The following is a 19,475-nucleotide window of genomic DNA, read 5'->3' on the forward strand; positions in this document are numbered from 1 at the left end:
GGACATGAACACATTGCTTTCCTACCTGCCGGCGCTCGGTCAGGGGTTGTGGATCACGCTGGTATGTTGGGTCGTCGCGTCAATCGGCGGCGTGCTTCTGGGGCTGGTCATTGCACTGGTGCAACGCTCGGCTGCGGCGCCGGTGCGGCTCGTGATCAAGTGCTATATCGAAGCCATGCGCTGCACACCGTTGATCGTCCTGCTGTTCATCGTCTACGACGGCGGACCTGCGGTGGGATTACTGCTCGATCCCTTACCAGCGGGGATTCTGGTGCTGATCATCCATGGCAGCGCTTATTTTGCGGAAATCTTTCGCGGTGGTTTTCAGGCCGTTCCGGCGGGGCAGATCGAGGCGGCCAACAGTCTGGGGATGTCACCGCTTTCAATCGTGCGCCGAGTGCTCATGCCCGGTGCCCTGACGGCCGCAATGCCTTCGCTGATCAACATGGTCATCAACGTGTGCAAAGAGACGGCGCTGCTGTCGATCATCACCGTGGGCGACCTCACATTTGCAGTGCAGAACATGGCAGTCGAAACCTTTGCAGCGTTTGAGTCGATCCTCGCGCTGGCCTTGGGTTATTGGCTGCTGATCGAAATCTTTTCACGCCTGGGACAACGCGCTGAACGCCGCATCAACAGGCATTTGAGGCTCCGTGGAGCGACAGGTATGGGCGGTTTATGAGCGACGCACTGGTAACCATTTCGAACGTGCGCAAGTGCTTCGGGGATCTTGAAGTGCTCAAGGACATCAACCTGGTGGTCGGCCGATCCGAGGTTGTTTGCCTGATTGGCCCTAGCGGCTCCGGAAAAAGCACGCTGCTGCGCTGCATCAACTTTCTGGAAAGCTATGACAGCGGCGACATCGTCGTGGACGGAAAGCTGATCGGCTATGAGGATCAGGGCGGCAAGCGTCGACTGATGAATGCCGGGGTGCTGCGCGAGATGCGCAAGGGCATTGGCATGGTGTTCCAGCAATTCAACCTGTGGCCACACATGACAGCCCTGGAAAACGTTGCTGAACCGCTGCTTCGCGTGCAACGCATGAACGCCACTGATGCCTTGTCCAAAGCGCGAAAGATGCTGGAGCGGGTCGGGCTTGAGCACAAAGCTGGCAACTACCCCTCAGCCCTTTCGGGTGGCCAGCAGCAACGCGTGGCGATTGCTCGCGCGCTGTCCATGGACCCGGCGTTGATGCTGTTCGATGAGCCGACCTCCGCGTTGGACCCGGAGTTAGTGGGGGAGGTGTTGCAGGTCATGCGCGATCTCGCAGCAGAAGGCATGACCATGGTGGTGGTGACGCACGAAATGGGCTTTGCCGCCAAGGCAGCGGACAAGGTCGCGTTTCTGGACGGCGGCCGCATCGTGCAGTTCGCCCATCCGCAACAGGTCCTTAAGCAAAGCACCGAACCGCGCTTGCAAAAGTTCCTGAAAACCTATCACGCCCGAAACGACTTTTAGGTCGAACTCGTTGCGCTGCCAACAAGAAGGAATACCTGATGATCGGATTTAAAGTCTGTGAGCGGGCCCGTCGTGTCGATGAAGCCTGGGTTGATGCGTTTCGGGAGCTACCCGTGGCAACGCTCAGTGACTCGATGTCACGCATGAGCGCTGGTGGAACCTCGCTTCGACCTTTCTATACAGGGCCACGAATGGTGGGAGCCGCTGTGACGGTCAAGACCCGACCTGGCGATAACCTGATGGTGCATAAGGCCATGGACATGGCCCAGCCCGGCGATATCGTCGTGGTCGATGCCGGTGGTGATTTGACCAACGCCATCATTGGCGAGTTGATGGTAGCCCACGCAGTGCAACGCAAACTGGGTGGTCTGGTGATCTTTGGTGCGATCCGCGATAGCGATCAATTGAGCAAAGGCGCCATGCCGGTCTTCGCGGTGGGGGTCACTCATCGCGGGCCATACAAGGACGGGCCGGGTGAGGTGAACGTCCCGATTGCCATTAACGGCATGGTGATCAACCCGGGGGATCTGGTATGTGGCGATGCTGATGGCGTGCTTGCTGTCCCGTTTGCTGACGTCGCTGCAGTTCACGCGGCGGCCACCAGAAAGGGCGAAGACGAAGCGCAGTTGATGGCAGAGATCGTCAGCGGCACGTCGGATCGCACCTGGATCGATGACATCCTGCGTCGTCAGGGTTGCTCGTTCGAGCAATGAATTCTTTGAATCGAGAACCGACTTGAGCACCTTGCCAATTGCCCGGACAGAGGTCATTCCGTTCGCTACCCAGACGCTGACCGACACCGAATTTCTGCGTGGCGTTGCCTTTGGCATGACCACCATTGCGGGGGTGCTTCGGCTGCCCGAAGCGACGGGCGAGCCAGTGCCCGTAGTGATTTTGCTGCACGGTTCAGGTGGCTACAGTGCTTATATCGACGCGTGGGTCCTGCGCCTCAATAGCTGGGGAATGGCAACCTTCGTTGTTGACAGCTTGAGCGGTCGCGGCCTGCACAAAGTGGCCGATGATCAGGGCGCGCTGGGCCGACTGGCGGGGACGATGGACGCGTATCGCGCACTGGAAACATTGTCCGGGCATCCGCTTATCGACGCAGAGCGAGTGACATTGCTGGGGTTTTCACGAGGCGGGCAGGGCGCGTTATACGCCGCGATGAGCCGTTTTCAGGACTATTACTTGCAGCCTGGCGTGCAGTTCTGCAGGTTCATTGCTTTGTATCCCAACTGCTCGACCCGCTACCACAACGATGAGCAACTGGTGGATCGACCTGTGCATATCTTTCATGGGGAACTGGATGATTTCAACGCCGTTGAACCCTGCGAGCGCTATGTCGAGCGACTGAAGGCTGCGGGGGCTGACGTGGAGTTGACGGTTTATCCAGAGGCCCACCATGTGTTCGACTGGGACGGTTTTGCCGAGCCCTATGTGGCGCACGACAATCAATCAACCCGCAACTGTCGAATCTCCGAGTCTCCTCTGGGTGTGTTGATCAATCAGGACACCGGGCTGGCGTTCAGTTACACCGATGCCTGCGTGGTGAAGGGAACCACTGCCGCCTATAACCCCTCCGCATCCCGTGCGGTGATCGACAAGATCAAGTTACTGCTGAAGGGCTGAGGTGATCTTGAGTGTATTTATGTTCTCGTACCTGATAAATATGCGTTCAAAGACTACAGCTGATACCCGGTGTAATTAATTATGAGTCGCCACTTTGATGACATTCAGCTCGGCAGCATTGAGCTCTTTTGTCTTGCCTCGGAAACCGGCAGTTTCACCGCAGCGGCTCATGTTGCTGGCGTCACACCTGCGGCAGTGAGCCGATCAATTTTCCGTCTTGAGGAGCGACTGGGATCACGACTGTTTGTGCGAACCACGCGTAGCATTCGCATGACTGAACCGGGTCGGGTTTTTTACGAGCAGTGCAGGCAAGCGCTGACCCAGCTGATGGAAGCGCAACAAGAGGTCATGGGCTCACAAACCAAGCCATCGGGGAGTCTTCGCATCAGTCTGCCGACTACCTATGGCCATCACCGGATCTTGCCCCTTCTGCCGAAGTTTCGAGAGCTTTATCCGGACGTCACCGTGGATATCCACATAGGGAACCGGAATATTGATTTTGTCGCTGAAGGCTACGATTTGGCGATCCGAGTACTTAGCCAGCCAGACTCGGCCATGATTGCCCGATTGCTTGAAGATGCGAAACTGGTGGTAGTGGCGACACCTGAATACCTCGCCCGGGCAGGCATTCCAGAAACCCTCGATGATTTAAGCGCTCACGAGTGCATTCAATTCGAGTTGCCCAGCAGCGGTAAGCGGATCTCATGGTTATTCAACGTCGATGGCAAGGTGCGCGAGATCTTCGCTGATGGGGGATATTGCTGTTCGGACGATGTTTTAGGCGGCGTTACGCTAGCCAAACATGGGGCAGGGCTATTTCAGACTTACAAGTTTATCGTCGAAAACGAGCTAGCCAATGGGAGCCTGGTGGAGGTACTCCAACGCTACAATGGAAGCTCCCGGCCTTACACGCTCTTATATCCCCATGGCCGATACATACCTCAGCGTGTCCGGGCTTTCGTCGATTTCTTGTTGCAATATCGTGCCCAATGGGCAGACACCTGAGCCGATGAGCTAGTCATGCAGGCGTGTCATCGTCGTGGCTGACGGGTTAATGAAATGTCAGATTATGCCCGCACGGCTGAATACAGCGCCCTGACCAGATCAGATTGGGTGATGATGCCCACCAGTCGTCGCTCGGCATCAATAATCGGGATATGACGGTGATCGTTCTCCGAGAATACCGGCACCAACTCGGTCAACAGGCGATCAGCACTGGCGACGCGGACCGTGCGAGTCATGATCTGTGCAACGACGCTAACCGGTGGTTTGCTTCGGGTTTGTCGCAGCAACGCGCGCAGGTGCCAGCCCACGCCCTCGTGGGCCTCCAGATCGATCTGTTTCATGAAATCTGCAACCGTCACGATGCCTAACAGGTGTCGCTGGCTGTCGACGACAGGCAGCGCCTTGATCTTGTGCCGACGCAACAATGCCCAAGCCTCGCGCAGTGGCATTTCCTGGCGTGCTACGACAGGCGTCGTACTCATCACGTCCGCACAGCGGATCTCGCCCATCTTTCGCTGATAAGCCGAAGCTTCCGCTCGCTCCAATAGCGCCTGAAGGTCGTCACGACTGACGTCCAGAACCTGGTTGTAATGGGCAAGCGCAGCGTCCAGATCGACGGCGCTGAACCGGCTGGTAACCGAAGTAGCCCTTGGCTGCGGAACATGTGGCCAGGGGCGGCGAGTGAGGTTGTTGTAGACCACGCCTGCTGTGACCAGCAGGAGTGAATCGATCATTACCGGGCTCAATGCGTAAGTGAACTGATCACAGCCGGCAACCACCATTAGCAGTGCTGCGGCGCCGCCGGGCGGATGCAGGCAGCGCAGCGTCAGCATGACTGCAATCGCCAGGCTTACTGCCACGCCGGCAGCGAGCGTGGCATCCGGAATCCACTTGGCACAGGCAATGCCGACCAGCGCCGACAACGTATTGCCGCCTACCACCGACCACGGCTGCGCCAGAGGGCTGGACGGCAATGCAAAAACCAGCACGGCACTTGCACCGATGGGCGCAACGATCGCCATCGCAAGAAGGCTGTGGTCCATAGCGAATGCCCCGTGCAGCCCCAGTGAAGCAACCGTGGCGACCAGCATGACACCCAACGCCGCGCCGCAACTGGCACGCCATTTTTCCCGATTATCGATGGCTAAAGGTGCAGGCCACAGCGAGCGCAAGCGCGCGGCGAAAGAACGGTTGGCGGGCGGTTTGGAAGAGGGAGGCATGTTCGGTTCAACTGTTAGTCATGGCAATAATCGGGAGTGTCGCCGACGCGGCTCTGCTCTGGAAACCCGTCGGCGCAGACTGCTGTCAACGCGTTGTGCATTGTCGCAGCTGACTTGCTGACACACTTTACCGATTCTAACGTGGTTTGAAAGGTGACCCCATCGAGCGTTCTGATATGCCACTGACCTGTCAGGCGCCAGTGGCCGACTGATCATCTAAGGAGCAACGGACTTCCCCACGCCGCACTCACTTGCTTCCTGTTGACCTTGCATCGCTAATGATTCGGCTCGCGTCCTGCGAAGGCGCGAGCCCAAATACTTTCGAATAATCCCGGCTGAATTGAGTCGCGCTTTCATAGCCAACTTCAAAGGCAGCGGCCATGACACTCTTTGCGTTCGCGACCATCAATGTCCTGGCGTGGAGCAGGCGCACACGTTTCTGATACTGCAACGGGCTCAGATTGGTCACGGCCTTGAAGTGACGGTGAAACGCGGAGACGCTCATTGAGGCCCGCTCGGCCAGACGCTCTACGCCAATAGGCTGGGCAAAATCGCGCCGGATCCACTGGACCGCCAGATTCACACGTGCCATCGCGCTATCGGGCGCAGCGATCTCCCGGAGCATCCAGCCATGGGGACCCTGAAGTACGCGGAAAATGATTTCACGCTCATACACCGGGGCCAACGCTGCTATGGCATTCGGATCACCCATCAGCCGCATCATCCGCACCCAGGCATCCATGAGATCGGGGGTCATGGATGCGACTGAAAACCCAGGGAGGGCCTCGACGCGGCTGGCAGGTTTGGGCAGGTCTGCGAACAGCGTCGACAGCACCACTGGGTCCAGTGTCAAGCTGATCGCCAGGTAGGGTTCCCCAGACTCGGCGGGGTGGACTGAACCTACAGCGGGTAAATCTATAGACATGACGAAATAGGTAGCAGGGTCATACCGCAGCGTGCGGTCACCCACGGTCATGCTTTTGCTGCCTTGCAGAATCACGTTGATCATAGGGTCGTAGACAGCCGCGAGCATATGCTCGGGGATTTTCCCCTTGACCATGGCCACTCGTGCAATACCGGTTTCGGTTCGACGATTTTCAGCGTGGGCCGCGAGCGACCTGAGTTCGTTCAGTTGATTGTTCATGCCGCACATGCTGAGGGCAGACGTCTGTGCCCGGCAAGTAAAAAGCAGAAACGGGCATGCTTCGAGTAGAAACGGGTGCGCTGCGGATTTGGCTGGTCACTACTCTGGGTACACATTTGAACCACAGAGGAACAGCACATGGGCGTTATCGTCATCACGGGTGGGAGTCGCGGAATCGGTGCCAGTGCCGCCGAGCATATCGCTCAACGGGGCATGGGCGTCATCCTGACCTACAACAATCATCCAGAGGCGGCTGCTTCAGTCGTTGAGCGTATCGGGCACGCAGGAGGCAAGGCCGTCGCGCTCAAGCTAGATGTGTCTGATATCGCAAGCTTCCCGGCGTTTCGAGATTCGGTGGCACTGACCCTGCGCGAGGTTTGGGGAGACACCACATTGCTTGGACTGGTGAACAATGCCGGTTACGGCCTGTTCAATCCGTTGGCCACCGTCAGCGAAGCGCAGTTCGACGGCTTGTTCAATGTGCATCTCAAAGGCCCGTTTTTCCTCACTCAAACATTACTGCCGCTGCTGGAGGACAACGCCAGCATCGTTAACCTGACCAGCGCGACCACACGCGTTGCCACGGCGGGTGTAGCGCCCTACGCAGCGTTCAAGGGAGGGCTCGAAGTGCTTACCCGTTACATGGCCAAAGAGTTTGGCGAACGACGGATTCGGGCCAACGCAGTGTCACCCGGCGCGATTCGTACCGAACTGGGCGGCGGCTTGAACGATGAGTTCGAGACCATGCTGGCGGCGCAAACGGCACTGGGCAGAGTGGGCGAGCCGGAGGATGTCGCGCGGGTGATTGCCATGTTGCTGTCGCAAGACGGTAGCTGGATCAATGCCCAAACCATCGAAGTGGCTGGCGGCTACAACATCTGAGGGTTACGCGATGCTGGATCAGGATGGCTACAGTCTCGAATTCGTTTATAAAAAATGGCAGCACGTCCAATGAACACACTTCTGATTTACGGAGCCACTGGCTATACCGGTCGCATGGCGGCTGAACGGGCAAAAGCGCTTGGCCTGCCTTTCGAAATTGCCGGACGCGATCACACGCGACTGGCGGCACTCGCTGCGCAGTTGGACGTGCCGTTTCGCGTGTTCGACGCCGACCCGCATGCGCAGGACTCGCTTTCTGGTATATCCGTCTTGCTCAATTTTGCGGGACCTTTCGTGTACACCGCAGAGCCGTTGATGCGCGCGTGTATCAAGGCCGGGGTTGACTATCTAGACATCACCGCCGAGATCAACGTTTATAGGCTGGCTGAGCGGCTAGGCGCAGAAGCCGCGTCCCATCACGTCATGCTCTTGCCAGGCGTCGGTTGGGACGTCGTACCGACTGACTCGCTGGCGGTGCATGTGGCCAAACGCGTCGAAGAGCCTTTTGCCCTGAGCATCGCGCTTCAGGTCCCAGGCTCCATGTCCCGTGGTTCAGCCCTAAGCGTGAGTGAAATCATCGGTGCGGGGGTACTGGCGAGGATCGATGGCGAACTGGTCGCCACCCCCGATGCCACGCCACGTTTTTTTGACTTCGGTGAAGGCCCGGTCCTTTGCGTTCCGCTATCATTCGGTGATCTGGTGACGGGCTGGCATTCGACAGCCATCCCGAACATCGCGATGTTCGTTCATATCTCGGGCGAGGCGTTTCCAGAAGGCGATCTGTCGCTGTTGCCGGATGGCCCCACCCAAGAACAGAGAGATGCTCATCGGGCGCGAGCGGTGGCTGAGGTTATTGGTGTTGATGGAGCAATCGCGCGGTCTGTGATCGAAACCGTGAATGGCTATTCCTACACGCCGCTTGCTGCAATTGAAGCGGCCAGGCGAGTACTCGAGGGTGAGCGTCAATCGGGTTTCGCGACACCCACCAAGGTATTCGGTGACGGATTTGCCGAGAGCATCGATGGGACGTTTATCACGGACGTCTGAAACCGTTGATGGCTGTTCGAACGGTGGCTGTCAGCCTGTGGCGGGAAGGGGAGACTTGAATCTCGCCGCGTCTCGCGCAGGAGGAAGGCCAAACAGCCGCGCGTATTCCCGGTTGAATTGTGAGGCGCTTTCATAGCCAACTGTGTAGGCGATGGACGTCGCGTCCAGCGTGTCGAATAGCAGTAACCATCGCGCCCTCAGCAAGCGCAGGCGCTTCTGGTACTGGATCGGTGTCATGGCCGTCACCGATTTGAAGTGCCGGTAGAAGGCGGCGACGCTCATGTCCGCCATGAATGCCAGCGGCTCTACCCGAAACGGCTCGGTGTAGTGATCACGAATCCACTGGGTGACACGACGGATCTGTGTCATCCGGCCATCCGGTCGCGCAACGTCACGCAGAATGCCACCCAGCGGCCCCTGCAATGCACGGAACAGAATCTCACGCTCAATCATCGGCGCCAGTATCGCAACCTCATGGGGGCGATCCATGAGCCGCATCATGCGTAGCCAGGCATCGATCATTTCATCCGGCGCAGGTACGCCCTCAAAACAAGAGTTCTGCGGCGCCCTTGGCGTTTTGCCCTCGTCCATCAGCAGCGTAGCGATCACATCGGGATCCAGCGTCAGGCTGACCGCAAGGTACGGCTTGTAAAGGGCATCGGCGTGAACCTGGCCCGTCGCGGGCACATCGACCGGCACCAGAAAATAGACGCCTGCCGTGTAGCTGGAAACGTCCTCGCCTATCGATAGGGACTTGGTGCCTTGAAGCACCAAATGCAGCATCGGCTGATAAACCTGATCAGCGCAGGCCTCTGCCCGGACCATGGTCACACGGGGCAACCCCGTATCGGTCCACTTATCTTGCGCGCGCATTACGATGCTGCGCAGTTCTTCCAGTGATTTTTCCATACCTGCCACCGTGAGCTAAATCCCGGCGCATAGCAATCCAGCTGAGAAGAATGGGCAAGGATGTGCGATTAACCGGCAAACGCTTGATCGTTCGATAGTTGAATACTTATGCCGCGCGGCTCGTTGTATTTCTGTCTTTCACGACTCGACTGCAACTAAGCCTCATATCATGCAATTTCAACAGGTCAGCTTATGAAACTCGAAGGGAAAATAGCGGTTGTCACTGGCGCGTCCAAAGGCATAGGCGCTGGTATCGCCAAGGCATTCGGCGTCGAGGGCGCAACAGTGATCGTTAATTACGCCTCCAGCAAGGTTGATGCGGACGCAGTCGTTGCCCAGATCAAAAAGCACGGAGGTTCTGCCTTTGCGGTACAGGCAGACATGAGCCAGGCAGCTGAAGTCGTGCGCCTGTTTGAAACGGTCCGTGCCCAATTCGGCACCCTGGATGTGCTGGTTAATAATGCCGGTGTCGCGGTGTTCCAGATGATAGATGACCTGACCGAGGAAGCCTTCCACAAGCAATTCAATCTGAATGTGCTGGGCTACCTTCTGGCAGTACGTGAGGCGGTCAAGCTGCTGGGCTCGACAGGCAGCATCATTAATATCAGCTCGATCCTTAGCACCGATCCTTACTTGGCTTCGAGTGTCTACTCAGCGACCAAAGGTGCGGTCGATACTTTGACCTTCGCACTTGCCAGGGAGCTGGGTCCTCGTGGCATTCGAGTCAACTCGATCCTGCCAGGGCACACCAACACTCCGGCTACTGACGGGCATTTTGCGGGCGAGTTAGGCGAAAAGATTCTCGCCGGAACGCCGCTTGGCCGCTTCGGTGAGCCAGAAGATATCGCACCATTGGCTGTGTTTCTGGCATCGCAAGATTCGCACTGGGTGACAGGCGAATCCATCCGGGCTTCAGGCGGCGTTCGCGGTGTCGGTTACTGAGACTGCTGAATTAACCTAAAGCACATGCCCCGTTGCCATGACGAACGGGGCATCCTGCGGTCAGCCAACGGCTCCAACCATCCCTGGTTCTACCTCATGACGACTAGCGGCCAATGCCGGTATGGTTCTGAGTCGACGCTGTATTGCGAATATCGGTTATTCGCCAAGCGGATGATCACGTCTTTTTTTGACTTGCCCAAGCACGTTGCGCCCGCCCACTCTTTGAAGTCTTAATGTTCGGGTTATCTTACTATTTACATCGTCGTCAATAATCCCAATCACCTGATCTTTCCATGCTGCCTTATTAACTAACCGGCATGGCATTAATCCTGATCGCCGGACTTATGTGCTATCGCGCTAAGTTAAAGGTACGCCTGCACTTATCCTGGATTTACTGAATCAATCCCATTGGTCTACAAAATTATTCGGGAATTGGTTATCTGTTCATTGGCATCGATCCCTTAGGATGGAGGCCTGTCGGGAGACGCTCAAACGCCGCTATGAAGCTTTGCGTTATGCCCGTATCGATCGGCTATTGGTGGCGTTTTGTCTGCTGCTCAATCTCTCCACTGAGTCCGATGTCGTCGGTCCGTCAACTAGCGTAGTGCCCGGACCTGACGCTTGTAGAAGTTCTTATCGCTCAAGGTTATAGACAAGTTATAAAGCGCAGCCGCACTTAACTGAATCGGCACTTCACTTACCGTCCGCCTGTGGCGTGTCAGTGGACTACCGGTTTCCTGTTTCTTCTGGTTTTGTTCTGAGAGTTAAATAGTGTCATCCCCGACATCTGCGCCTGTCGCTGCATCTGGTTCCGCCTCATTTGATGGCCGCTTGGCCGTGGGGCTGTTTGGGGTCCTGATTGCTGCACTCACTTGCGGCATCAATGACCGTGTCACCGAAATAACGTTGATCGACAGTCTCGGCGCCTTTGGTCTTGGCCATGATGAAGGTACTTGGGTGAGCACCGCGTACGCTGCCGCGCAAGTGTCTGCCATGCTGATAGCGCCCTGGTTGGCGATTACCTACTCAATCCGCCGTTTCGCGATCGCTGTCACGGTTGCGTTCACACTGCTCGGCATCATTATTCCGCTCTCACCCAATCTTCAAACGCTGCTGGTACTTCGGGTGATGCAGGGCCTTGCCGGGGGCGCGTTGCCGCCGCTGTTGATGACCGTCGCTTTGCGTTTCCTGCCTTGGAACATCAAGCTTTACGGGCTATCGGCTTACGCGCTGACAGCGACGTTCGGACCTAATCTGGCGATGCCGTTAGCCGCGCTATGGACGGAACAAAGTGACTGGAAGTTAGTGTTTTGGCAGATCGTCCCTACAGGTTTTTTGGGCGCCGCTTTGATTGCTTACGGTCTGCCACAAGACCCCGTGCGTCTGGAGCGATTCAAGCAAGCCGACTGGCTCGGCGGCGCACTTGGGGTGGGGTGGATCTCCATGCTGGTGATCGCGCTGACCCAGGGCGAACGGCTGGACTGGCTGGCATCGCCGCTCATTGTGGCGATGTTGTCGGGGGCAGCGATTTGTCTGCCACTGTTCCTGCTTAACGAGTGGTATCACCCGTTACCGCTGTTCAAGTTGCAGCTACTCAAGCGACGCAATTTTGCCTTCGGTCTTGCGACCCTTTGTCTATTTGTCATCGTTGCCAGCGCAGGAGGCGCTATCCCTGCGGCCTACCTGATCGAGATTCAACACTATCGGCCGCAGCAAGTGATGCCTATTGCCCTGTTGATTGCATTGCCGCAATTACTGCTCGCACCGCTGGTGGCGTTCGCCATCAACCGGCGCTGGCTGGATTCACGCTTTGTGCTTGGTGCAGGTCTTGGCCTTTTAACGGTGGCGTGCATCGGCGGCTCGTTCATCACCGGTGAGTGGATACGCGAAGACTTCTATCTGTTGCAGGCCCTGCACGCCATAGGCCAGCCAATGGTGGTCGTGCCCTTGCTGATGAACGCCACAGGTGTCATCGCGCCGATGGAAGGCCCGTTTGCCTCGGCGATGGTCAATGCCTTGCGGGGGCTGGCGGCCGTGTGCGCAGGCTCTGCCGTCGAAAACTTCATCACCCATCGCGAGCATTTTCATTCCAACGTACTGCTCGACGGCCTGGGCTCCCGCTGGCACACCCTGGCGCAAAGCCTGAGCGCGGGGCCGATGGCGGAGCTCGCCGAGCGTGTCAGAGCGCAGGCCTTTGTGCTGAGCTTTTCCGACGCCTTCCTGGCGCTGTTACTGGTAATCGCCGTGCTGTTCGCAATCTTGTTGACCCTCCCGATACGCGCCTATCCACCGCAACCTCCGGTAACGCCATGAAACATAGAACCGCTATTTCCCTCGTTGCCGCCGCAGTGCTGCTGTGCGTTGTTTACGGCATCTATCGCCTGTTGAGCGGTGACTCGGTGCAGACCACAGACGACGCTTACATACGTGCGGATTCGGTGTTCGTCTCCTCGAGGGTGTCAGGCCAGGTAGCGAAGGTGTTGGTTGAGGATGATCAGCCGGTAGCAATCGGGCAGCCGTTGGTGGAGCTGGATGATCGTGATTTTGTGGTCGCCAGAGACTCAGCCTCAGCCGGGGTCAAGGGCGCCGAAGCCGAAGTAAAAAATCTGGCAGCGGGCATTGAACGTCAAGCAGCGGTAATCGATCAGGCTGCTGCCACCACTCGATCCACCGCTGCGTTGATCAGATTTGCCCAGTACAACGCGCAGCGCTATTTGAACCTCTCCAACTCTGGAGCAGGGACCCAACAGGAGCGACAAAAGGCAGACGCTGATCTGCAACGGCTTCAGGCCACACGCGACCGCGACGAAGCTTCGCGCGTCGCCGCAGTGAAAACCCTCGACGTACTCAAAGCACAACTTGAGGTTGCCAAGGCAACGCTGGCCCGCGATCAGGCGGCGTTGCGCCAGGCGGATCTGAATCTCTCGTATACCAAAATCTCGGCGCCGCAGGCTGGCATGGTCGGACAGCGCTCGGTGCGTGTCGGGGCCTATGTGTCCCAAGGGCAACCACTTCTGGCTGTCGTGCCCCTGGCTGAGTCCTACGTCGTCGCTAATTTTCGCGAGACGCAACTGGCGCACATGCGGCAAAACCAACAGGTCGATATCCGTGTCGATGGCGTTACCGGGCACAACTTCAAGGGGCATGTTTCCAGTGTGGCCCCAGCCAGCGGAGTCTCCTTTTCAGAAATAGCCCCGGACAACGCCACCGGAAACTTCACCAAAGTGACCCAGCGCATCCCGGTGAAAATCGTCTTTGATGCCAATCAGCAGGACCTTGATCGTTTGCGCGTCGGCATGTCGGTGGTGGTCAGTATCGATACCGCTCAGGAGCAATGACATGAAGCGCGCATGGCTGTTTCTGACATTTTTCGGTCTTCAAGCGTGCTCGGTGGGTCCTGACTTTTACAAACCCAAGCCGCAGCTACCCGATAGCTGGGTCATCGTTCCGGGTTCTGAAACCTCGCCCGGCGGGGTAGTAGATAGCCTTTGGTGGCAGCAACTGGGCGATGAGCAACTGACTTTCCTGGTGAGCCGCGCAGCGAAGGCCAATCTGGACGTGCGCATCGCGAGCAGTCGTCTATCTCAGAGCCGCGTTCTGCGTCAGGTCACGGGAAGCGAGCAATACCCAGGTGTCAGCACCGGAGGTAGTTATCAGCGTGATCGAAGTAGCCAGAATGGACTGTTGGACCCCTCCAATCGCAATGGTCAGTCGCCCTATGAAGTCTGGACTGCAACCTTGGACGCCAGTTGGGAAATTGACCTTTGGGGGCGCGTGAGCAGGAGCGTGGAAGCTGCCGATGCCGATATTCAGCTCACGTCGGCACAGCGCGATGGCGTGTTGCTGAGCATCGCGGCTGAAACAGCTACCGACTACATTCGCTTGCGTGGGGTCCAGGCACGGCTGGCTGTCGCACGGCAGAATCTTGAGATCGCCCGGCAAAGCGCCGACCTGACCCAGGTTCGTTTTGACAACGGCGTGACCACTAATCTGGACACCTCTAACGCCGCTGCGCAGGTCTCCACCATCGAAGCAACGCTTCCTGTGTTGCAGGCGCAGCAAGACAGCCTGGTGAACGCGCTCAGCTTTCTGCTGGGGGATCCACCACGCGCGCTCAGTGCAGAATTGATCGAGGTAAAAGCCATTCCGCATCCGGCCCCCGACGTGCCACTCGGACTGCCGTCTGAACTTGCCCAGCGTCGACCGGATATCCAGCAAAGCGAAGCTGCACTGCATCGAGCAACGGCCGAAATTGGCGTAGCGCAGGCGGACTTTTACCCACGCATCAGCCTGGGCGCAAGCATCGGGTCCCAAGCGTTGAGCGGGTCTGATATCGGTGCCTGGAATTCGCGGCAATGGTCCTATGGGCCAAGCCTCTATCTGCCGATTTTTCAGGGCGGGCGTTTGACCGGGACGCTTGAGTTGCGAAAGCGTCAGGAGCAACAGGCCGCCCTGGAATATCAGCGGGTGGTATTGGGCGCCTGGCATGAAATCGACAATGCGATGACTGATTACGCCGCCGAGAAAAGGCATCACGCCGCGCTGCAGCAGGCGGTGCAGCACAACAGTGATGCACTCGCCACGGCCCGCGACCGCTACAACCAGGGCGCCACTGACTTCATCAATGTGCTGGCGGTGCAACGGGCTTTGCTCGCGACGCAAAGCGAACTTGTGGACAGCGCCACAGAGGCCGCGATCGACCGCGTACATCTTTACCGGGCTTTGGGCGGCGGCTGGCCGACGCCCTGACTCTGGCGACACATGGAAAAAGAAACAGCTAAAGGAATTTCGATTGACCCATTCGTCATCCAATCAACCGACATAACTTTGGAATCCCATGAACACCGATATCTTAATTGCAGGAGCCGGCCCCACCGGTTTGACACTGGCATTGCGTCTGGCACGCATGGGCGTTCGCTTTCGTATCATCGAGGCGAGCAGCGGCCCGGGCCAAGCGTCACGGGCAATGGTCGTCCAGGCTCGAACCATGGAGTTCTACCAGCAACTCGGGCTCGCTGATGACTTGATCGAGCGCGGTATCCGCATCGACAGCATTCATTACAGCGAGGAGGGGCGCGATATCGCTAGCCTTTCCTGGGGAGACGCTGGCAAGGACATCACGCCGTATCCGTTCGTGTTGTCCTTTCCGCAGGATGACCACGAGCACTTTCTGGTGGAACAGCTCAAAAAACTGGGCGTTGAAGTGGAATGGGGCGTTGCGCTTGAGCGTTTCGAACAACACCCGGATGGAGTCGATATCACCCTAAACCGGGGCGGCGTAGAAGAGCGTTGCCAGGCCCGTTATCTGTGTGGATGCGAAGGCGCCCGCAGTGTGGTGCGCAAACAACTGCAGGTGGGTTTTCCGGGCGGTACCTACAACCAACTTTTCTACGTGGCCGATGTTGCGCTGGAGGGGCCGGCAAGTACCAACGTTTACCTGCATGCCGGCAAGCACAACATGGTGTTGATGGCGCCTGTGCGCAGCAGCGGCATGCAGCGTTTGATTGGCATCGTCCCACCCGAGCTAGATGGGCATGAAGGGCTGACTTTCGAAGACCTGCGCCCTGGCGCCGAAGCGATGCTGGGTGTCAAGGTCGGTAAGGCCAACTGGCTGTCGACCTACCGCGTTCACCACCGGGTTGCTGAGCACTTTCATGTAGGTCGCGCGTTCTTGCTGGGTGATGCGGGGCACCTGCACAGCCCGGCTGGCGGCCAGGGCATGAACACTGGCATAGGCGATGCAGTCAACCTGGCATGGAAACTGGCGGATGTCATTCAAGGGCGGGCGAGTGAATCGTTGCTCGACACCTACGAAACCGAGCGCATCGCCTTCGCCCGCAAGTTGGTGGAGACCACAGATAAGGCTTTCGAAGGCATGGTCGGGGAGGGCTGGCGCAGCAAGTTTCTGCGCAACTGGATGTTGCCCCATCTGGCCCCGTTGCTCAGCCACTTCGATACGTTCCGCAAGTCGCTTTTCCAGACCCTCTCGCAGACCAGAATCAAGTACCGGGACAGCGCCATCAGTGAAGGCCATGTTGGCGATCTTCACGGCGGTGATCGCATGCCCTGGACGGGTGACAACTTCGGCCATCCGTCGTCGCTGAAGTGGCACTTGCAGATATTTGGCGAAACGAACCCGGACTTTAAGCGTGAGGCTGATCGCCTGGGCTTGCCGGTCCTCGAGTTGCCTATGTCATCGCTGGCCAAAAGCAATGGTGTCAAAGAGAAAGCGGCCTATCTTGTCCGACCTGACAGCCACATCGCACTGCCCATGGAGCATCAGGACTGCAGCGTGCTGTCGGAATTTCTCCAGCGTAATGACCTGAAGCTGGTGTAACACGCTGCTTCGCGCTGGATAAAACGTTCTCTTTGCGCTCGCCAAAAAAGGCGAGTGCAAAGAGCGCGTGAAACCTGAGTGGAGCATGGTGCGCGGTGGTCTCTATTTCGTGACGCCTTCGGCACGCACCCGCCCGGTAAAGATCAAGGCGTTGTCGGATTTCTTTGTAGAGCATCTTTCCAACCCGAGCTGGCGCTGGCCTGAATAAACGCTGCTACCGGGCAAATGATGGGCAACACCGTGTCGTGGTGCCCGTGCCCGTGCCCGTGCGCGGCGTCGTGTGTGAGTTCAGCAATACTCAGCGGCTGAAGCCGTCGAACGGAGTCATGTAAACCGCGCCGAACGGATCCAGACGTTTGCGGATCTCGGCGTCGGGGGTGCCGTATACGACCAGGCTGGTGATGCTGCACAACTCAAGAAAGCGTTCGCCGAATGGCGCGAAAGTATTGTCAACGTGGCTGACCACGGACTCCACGTTGTAGCGCTCCAGAATGTGCGCAACGCTTTGGTCTTCGTTGACGCTGTACTCGTAAACCAAAGTGCCCGGCTCTTGTTGGGTCGCGGCAACGATCTGCGCGATCAGCGCCTTGAACTCAGGGAAATCGCCGGGTTTGATCGCCAGAGAAAACAGGCAGGAAATATGTGGATGCATGGGGGATATTTTCCTTCGTGGACGTTATGAAACGTCGGGAGAGGATGCATCGCTCACTAGGCCGATGCATTCAGAGCGCAGCGCTGGATCAGGGCTTTTCGGGCGCCTCACCAAACAACTCGCCAGCACCTGCCCAGTCGGATGGCGCTACGTCTTCGAAAATAACGTAGATGTACTCGGCTGGGGTGCCGGTGTTTTTCACAATGCTTTCAGTGATTTCAGCGGCCACAGTTGCTTTCTGACCGTGCTCCTTTCCTTCGAACCAGCTAACGCGTACTACGGGCATGATGTTTTCCTTTTGGGATATCCAAAGCCAAGCCTGAATCTGCCAGGCCGCGAGATGACCCATGCTAATGTAGACAGGGCTAGTGATAAACGGCCTAAAACTATAAAGTGGGTAGACATAATGTCTACAGTGGCAGGAATTCATGATTCCGATCGATTCGTTTCAGGGCGTCGTCACGTTTGTTATGGCCGCACGTTCAAGCAGCTTCACCGAGGCGGCAGCACGACTGGGCATATCGAAATCTGCTGTCGGCAAGTCCATCGCCCGCCTGGAAGAACGATTGGGCGTGCAGCTGTTTCATCGAACAACCCGTCGCATCTCACTCACCGCTGATGGTGATGCCTATTTCCTTGCATGCTCAAACGCACTTGAGGAAATCGGTGCTGCTGAAAGCGGGCTGGGGCCGGGGACCCGCGAGCCTTCCGGGCAACTGCGCGTGGACATTCCGGTGGCATTCGGGCGCCGGGTTATTGCGCCAATGCTGTTTGAAATTGCCAACAGATATCCGGCGCTACGGCTAAACATGACCTTCTCCGACCATTTGGTCGATCCAATCGAAGAGGGCGTGGACCTGCTGGTTCGCTTCGGAGAAGTCAAAGATACCGGCGGCCTGGTGGCACGACGTCTGGCACGACAGCGCTGGGTGATTTGTGCGGCGCCGGATTATCTGAATCGCTTCGGCGTACCCGGCAGCCTGGAGGAGCTGGACCGTCATCGTTGCATTGTCGGCTATCGACGGGGCCAGCCGCTTTCCTGGAGGGTCAGACAGGGTCAGGAAACGGTCCGTTATTCACCGTCCTCCACCCATCAGATAGGTGATGGAGAAGCGATGATTCTCGCGGCCCTGGCGGGCGTGGGCCTGTGTCAGATGCCACGCTGCCTGTTTAAGGATGACATCGAGGCGGGGAGGTTGGTTGAGGTATTAAGCGACTACGAACCAGAGCCGGTTGATGTGCATGCGGTATGGCCGAAGGTTTCGCATTTGCGGCCAAAAGTCCGGTTCGTAGTCGATGAGCTGGTTAGATTATTTGCGCACTGGCAATGAGGTCAGAACCTTGAGCTGATTGGTATGCGCTTCTCGTTCATGACGGGCTCTGCAGGCATCTCCAAAGAAAATGTGCGCTGCTGCCAGTAGTACTCCAGAGACAGGCAAAGAAACCATCGACGGAATTGATATTGGCTTCATTCCAGAGCCACGGTTCAACCAAAAAAACCGTCACAAAAGTCGTGGCACGCAGCTGTGTGGGAGCGGACCTGTCCGCGGAAGTGCCGGTACATCCGACACATCTATGCCGCGCTATCAATCGCCTTCGCGGACAAGTCCGCTCCCACGGGATTTGCGTCAGCCCTCTATTTCAGTAACGCCCCAGACCCACTGTAGGAGCGCGCTTGCCCGCGAAAGCAATATGCAAGGCGCTGAAGATGCGTCGGATGTACCGGCCTATATCGCGGGCAAGCGCGCTCCTACAGACATCGCGTCAAACCGTAATTTCGGCGGCGCTGCGCATCCCGTAGGAGACCAAGGAGGTTACGACGCCAGCGATGGGCCGTGCAGCGGCCCCAAACCCAACGTCCCGGTTTCAACTGATACACCGTATTTCCCGGTTTTGGTGCCGCTGCGCGCCAGATCGTCGGCAAGCCGGACTCCTACGGGCTTCGCCCAGAATCAAAAGCGGTGCGTTGTGCGCTGCGTCCACGGGATCTGTGTCAGACCTCTATTTCAGTAACGTCCCAGACCCACTGTAGGAGCGCGCCTGCCCGCGAAAGCGATTTTTCAGGCGCTGAAGATGCGTCGGATGTATGGGCCTATATCGCGGGCAAGCGCGCTCCTACAGATATCGCGTCAGAACTGAATTTCAGCGGCGATGCGCATCCCGTAGGAGACCGAGGAGGTTACGACGCCAGCGATGGGCCGTGCAGCGGCCCCAAACCCAACGTCCCGGTTTCAACTGATACACCGTATT

At 57.7% G+C, this 19,475-nt stretch carries 18 protein-coding genes and 1 pseudogene; 14 read left to right on the top strand and 5 right to left on the bottom strand.

The features are described 5' to 3' along the window. Positions 1-4 precede the first annotated feature (4 nt). From ACWKV9_RS22605 to ACWKV9_RS22625, 5 genes are all read left to right on the top strand, one after another. Positions 5-682 carry an amino acid ABC transporter permease gene (locus ACWKV9_RS22605; RefSeq protein ID WP_483838328.1) on the top strand — a complete coding sequence of 226 codons (678 nt, stop codon included), beginning with the start codon at positions 5-7 and terminating at the stop codon, positions 680-682. Further along, positions 679-1,458 (top strand): amino acid ABC transporter ATP-binding protein, encoded by a 780-nt coding sequence (locus tag ACWKV9_RS22610; RefSeq protein ID WP_483838329.1) that lies wholly within the window; start codon positions 679-681, stop codon positions 1,456-1,458. The genes ACWKV9_RS22605 and ACWKV9_RS22610 overlap by 4 nt, the downstream gene beginning before the upstream one ends. A 35-nt stretch (positions 1,459-1,493) precedes the next feature. Continuing rightward, a complete protein-coding gene (locus ACWKV9_RS22615) occupies positions 1,494-2,171 on the top strand; it encodes an RraA family protein (protein WP_483838347.1) in 678 nt (225 codons plus the stop codon). A gap of 22 nt (positions 2,172-2,193) precedes the next feature. After that, positions 2,194-3,087: a dienelactone hydrolase family protein gene (locus ACWKV9_RS22620; protein ID WP_483838330.1), complete on the top strand. Its 894-nt coding sequence runs from the start codon at positions 2,194-2,196 to the stop codon at positions 3,085-3,087. Between the two features lie 81 nt (positions 3,088-3,168). Beyond that, positions 3,169-4,092: a LysR family transcriptional regulator gene (locus ACWKV9_RS22625; protein WP_483838331.1), complete on the top strand. Its 924-nt coding sequence runs from the start codon at positions 3,169-3,171 to the stop codon at positions 4,090-4,092. Between the two features lie 62 nt (positions 4,093-4,154). On the opposite strand, the gene ACWKV9_RS22630 is transcribed toward ACWKV9_RS22625, so the two are convergent. Further along, the gene (locus tag ACWKV9_RS22630; RefSeq protein ID WP_483838332.1) at positions 4,155-5,312 is read right to left on the bottom strand and encodes an HPP family protein; all 1,158 of its coding nucleotides are present in this window, start codon (positions 5,310-5,312) and stop codon (positions 4,155-4,157) included. Between the two features lie 247 nt (positions 5,313-5,559). Then, positions 5,560-6,456 carry an AraC family transcriptional regulator gene (locus ACWKV9_RS22635; RefSeq protein ID WP_483838333.1) on the bottom strand — a complete coding sequence of 299 codons (897 nt, stop codon included), beginning with the start codon at positions 6,454-6,456 and terminating at the stop codon, positions 5,560-5,562. Between the two features lie 138 nt (positions 6,457-6,594). Here ACWKV9_RS22635 and ACWKV9_RS22640 point away from each other — a divergent pair, with 138 nt between their 5' ends. Together ACWKV9_RS22640 and ACWKV9_RS22645 are read left to right on the top strand one after the other, a co-directional pair. Further along, the gene (locus ACWKV9_RS22640; protein ID WP_483838334.1) at positions 6,595-7,338 is read left to right on the top strand and encodes an SDR family NAD(P)-dependent oxidoreductase; all 744 of its coding nucleotides are present in this window, start codon (positions 6,595-6,597) and stop codon (positions 7,336-7,338) included. Between the two features lie 69 nt (positions 7,339-7,407). After that, on the top strand, positions 7,408-8,385 hold the full coding sequence (locus ACWKV9_RS22645; RefSeq protein WP_483838335.1) for a saccharopine dehydrogenase family protein: 978 nt from the start codon (positions 7,408-7,410) through the stop codon (positions 8,383-8,385). 30 nt (positions 8,386-8,415) lie between these two features. Here the strand turns inward: ACWKV9_RS22645 and ACWKV9_RS22650 are convergent, their stop codons facing one another. Beyond that, positions 8,416-9,294, bottom strand: coding sequence for an AraC family transcriptional regulator (locus ACWKV9_RS22650; protein WP_483838336.1), 879 nt, complete (start codon positions 9,292-9,294; stop codon positions 8,416-8,418). 192 nt (positions 9,295-9,486) lie between these two features. Here ACWKV9_RS22650 and ACWKV9_RS22655 point away from each other — a divergent pair, with 192 nt between their 5' ends. From ACWKV9_RS22655 to ACWKV9_RS22680, 6 genes and pseudogenes are all read left to right on the top strand, one after another. Further along, complete coding sequence (locus ACWKV9_RS22655) at positions 9,487-10,236, top strand: glucose 1-dehydrogenase (RefSeq protein ID WP_483838337.1); 750 nt, start codon at positions 9,487-9,489, stop codon at positions 10,234-10,236. Positions 10,237-11,004: 768 nt separating this feature from the next. Continuing rightward, complete coding sequence (locus ACWKV9_RS22660; protein WP_483838348.1) at positions 11,005-12,549, top strand: MFS transporter; 1,545 nt, start codon at positions 11,005-11,007, stop codon at positions 12,547-12,549. Beyond that, on the top strand, positions 12,546-13,574 hold the full coding sequence (locus ACWKV9_RS22665) for an HlyD family secretion protein (RefSeq protein WP_483838338.1): 1,029 nt from the start codon (positions 12,546-12,548) through the stop codon (positions 13,572-13,574). The genes ACWKV9_RS22660 and ACWKV9_RS22665 overlap by 4 nt, the downstream gene beginning before the upstream one ends. A gap of 1 nt (position 13,575) precedes the next feature. Continuing rightward, the gene (locus ACWKV9_RS22670; protein ID WP_483838339.1) at positions 13,576-14,985 is read left to right on the top strand and encodes an efflux transporter outer membrane subunit; all 1,410 of its coding nucleotides are present in this window, start codon (positions 13,576-13,578) and stop codon (positions 14,983-14,985) included. A gap of 88 nt (positions 14,986-15,073) precedes the next feature. Further along, the gene (locus ACWKV9_RS22675) at positions 15,074-16,573 is read left to right on the top strand and encodes an FAD-dependent monooxygenase (RefSeq protein WP_483838340.1); all 1,500 of its coding nucleotides are present in this window, start codon (positions 15,074-15,076) and stop codon (positions 16,571-16,573) included. 64 nt (positions 16,574-16,637) lie between these two features. After that, a pseudogene (locus ACWKV9_RS22680) lies at positions 16,638-16,781 on the top strand (LysR family transcriptional regulator); the annotation flags it as partial. A 90-nt stretch (positions 16,782-16,871) separates the two neighbouring features. On the opposite strand, the gene ACWKV9_RS22685 reads toward ACWKV9_RS22680, so the two are convergent. Together ACWKV9_RS22685 and ACWKV9_RS22690 are read right to left on the bottom strand one after the other, a co-directional pair. Continuing rightward, on the bottom strand, positions 16,872-17,225 hold the full coding sequence (locus ACWKV9_RS22685; protein ID WP_483838341.1) for a putative quinol monooxygenase: 354 nt from the start codon (positions 17,223-17,225) through the stop codon (positions 16,872-16,874). A gap of 88 nt (positions 17,226-17,313) precedes the next feature. After that, complete coding sequence (locus ACWKV9_RS22690) at positions 17,314-17,511, bottom strand: tautomerase family protein (RefSeq protein ID WP_483838342.1); 198 nt, start codon at positions 17,509-17,511, stop codon at positions 17,314-17,316. A gap of 142 nt (positions 17,512-17,653) precedes the next feature. Here ACWKV9_RS22690 and ACWKV9_RS22695 point away from each other — a divergent pair, with 142 nt between their 5' ends. Beyond that, a complete protein-coding gene (locus ACWKV9_RS22695) occupies positions 17,654-18,556 on the top strand; it encodes a LysR family transcriptional regulator (RefSeq protein WP_483838343.1) in 903 nt (300 codons plus the stop codon). Positions 18,557-19,475: the final 919 nt, after the last annotated feature.

Source organism: Pseudomonas corni (assembly GCF_057128765.1).

Coding starts and splice junctions, on each gene's coding strand:
- ACWKV9_RS22605 (WP_483838328.1), top strand. CDS start 5: ATGAACACATTGCTTTCCTACCTGCCGGCGCTCGGTCAGGGGTTGTGG.
- ACWKV9_RS22610 (WP_483838329.1), top strand. CDS start 679: ATGAGCGACGCACTGGTAACCATTTCGAACGTGCGCAAGTGCTTCGGG.
- ACWKV9_RS22625 (WP_483838331.1), top strand. CDS start 3,169: ATGAGTCGCCACTTTGATGACATTCAGCTCGGCAGCATTGAGCTCTTT.
- ACWKV9_RS22630 (WP_483838332.1), bottom strand. CDS start 5,312: ATGCCTCCCTCTTCCAAACCGCCCGCCAACCGTTCTTTCGCCGCGCGC.
- ACWKV9_RS22635 (WP_483838333.1), bottom strand. CDS start 6,456: ATGAACAATCAACTGAACGAACTCAGGTCGCTCGCGGCCCACGCTGAA.
- ACWKV9_RS22640 (WP_483838334.1), top strand. CDS start 6,595: ATGGGCGTTATCGTCATCACGGGTGGGAGTCGCGGAATCGGTGCCAGT.
- ACWKV9_RS22645 (WP_483838335.1), top strand. CDS start 7,408: ATGAACACACTTCTGATTTACGGAGCCACTGGCTATACCGGTCGCATG.
- ACWKV9_RS22650 (WP_483838336.1), bottom strand. CDS start 9,294: ATGGAAAAATCACTGGAAGAACTGCGCAGCATCGTAATGCGCGCGCAA.
- ACWKV9_RS22655 (WP_483838337.1), top strand. CDS start 9,487: ATGAAACTCGAAGGGAAAATAGCGGTTGTCACTGGCGCGTCCAAAGGC.
- ACWKV9_RS22665 (WP_483838338.1), top strand. CDS start 12,546: ATGAAACATAGAACCGCTATTTCCCTCGTTGCCGCCGCAGTGCTGCTG.
- ACWKV9_RS22670 (WP_483838339.1), top strand. CDS start 13,576: ATGAAGCGCGCATGGCTGTTTCTGACATTTTTCGGTCTTCAAGCGTGC.
- ACWKV9_RS22675 (WP_483838340.1), top strand. CDS start 15,074: ATGAACACCGATATCTTAATTGCAGGAGCCGGCCCCACCGGTTTGACA.
- ACWKV9_RS22685 (WP_483838341.1), bottom strand. CDS start 17,225: ATGCATCCACATATTTCCTGCCTGTTTTCTCTGGCGATCAAACCCGGC.
- ACWKV9_RS22690 (WP_483838342.1), bottom strand. CDS start 17,511: ATGCCCGTAGTACGCGTTAGCTGGTTCGAAGGAAAGGAGCACGGTCAG.
- ACWKV9_RS22695 (WP_483838343.1), top strand. CDS start 17,654: ATGATTCCGATCGATTCGTTTCAGGGCGTCGTCACGTTTGTTATGGCC.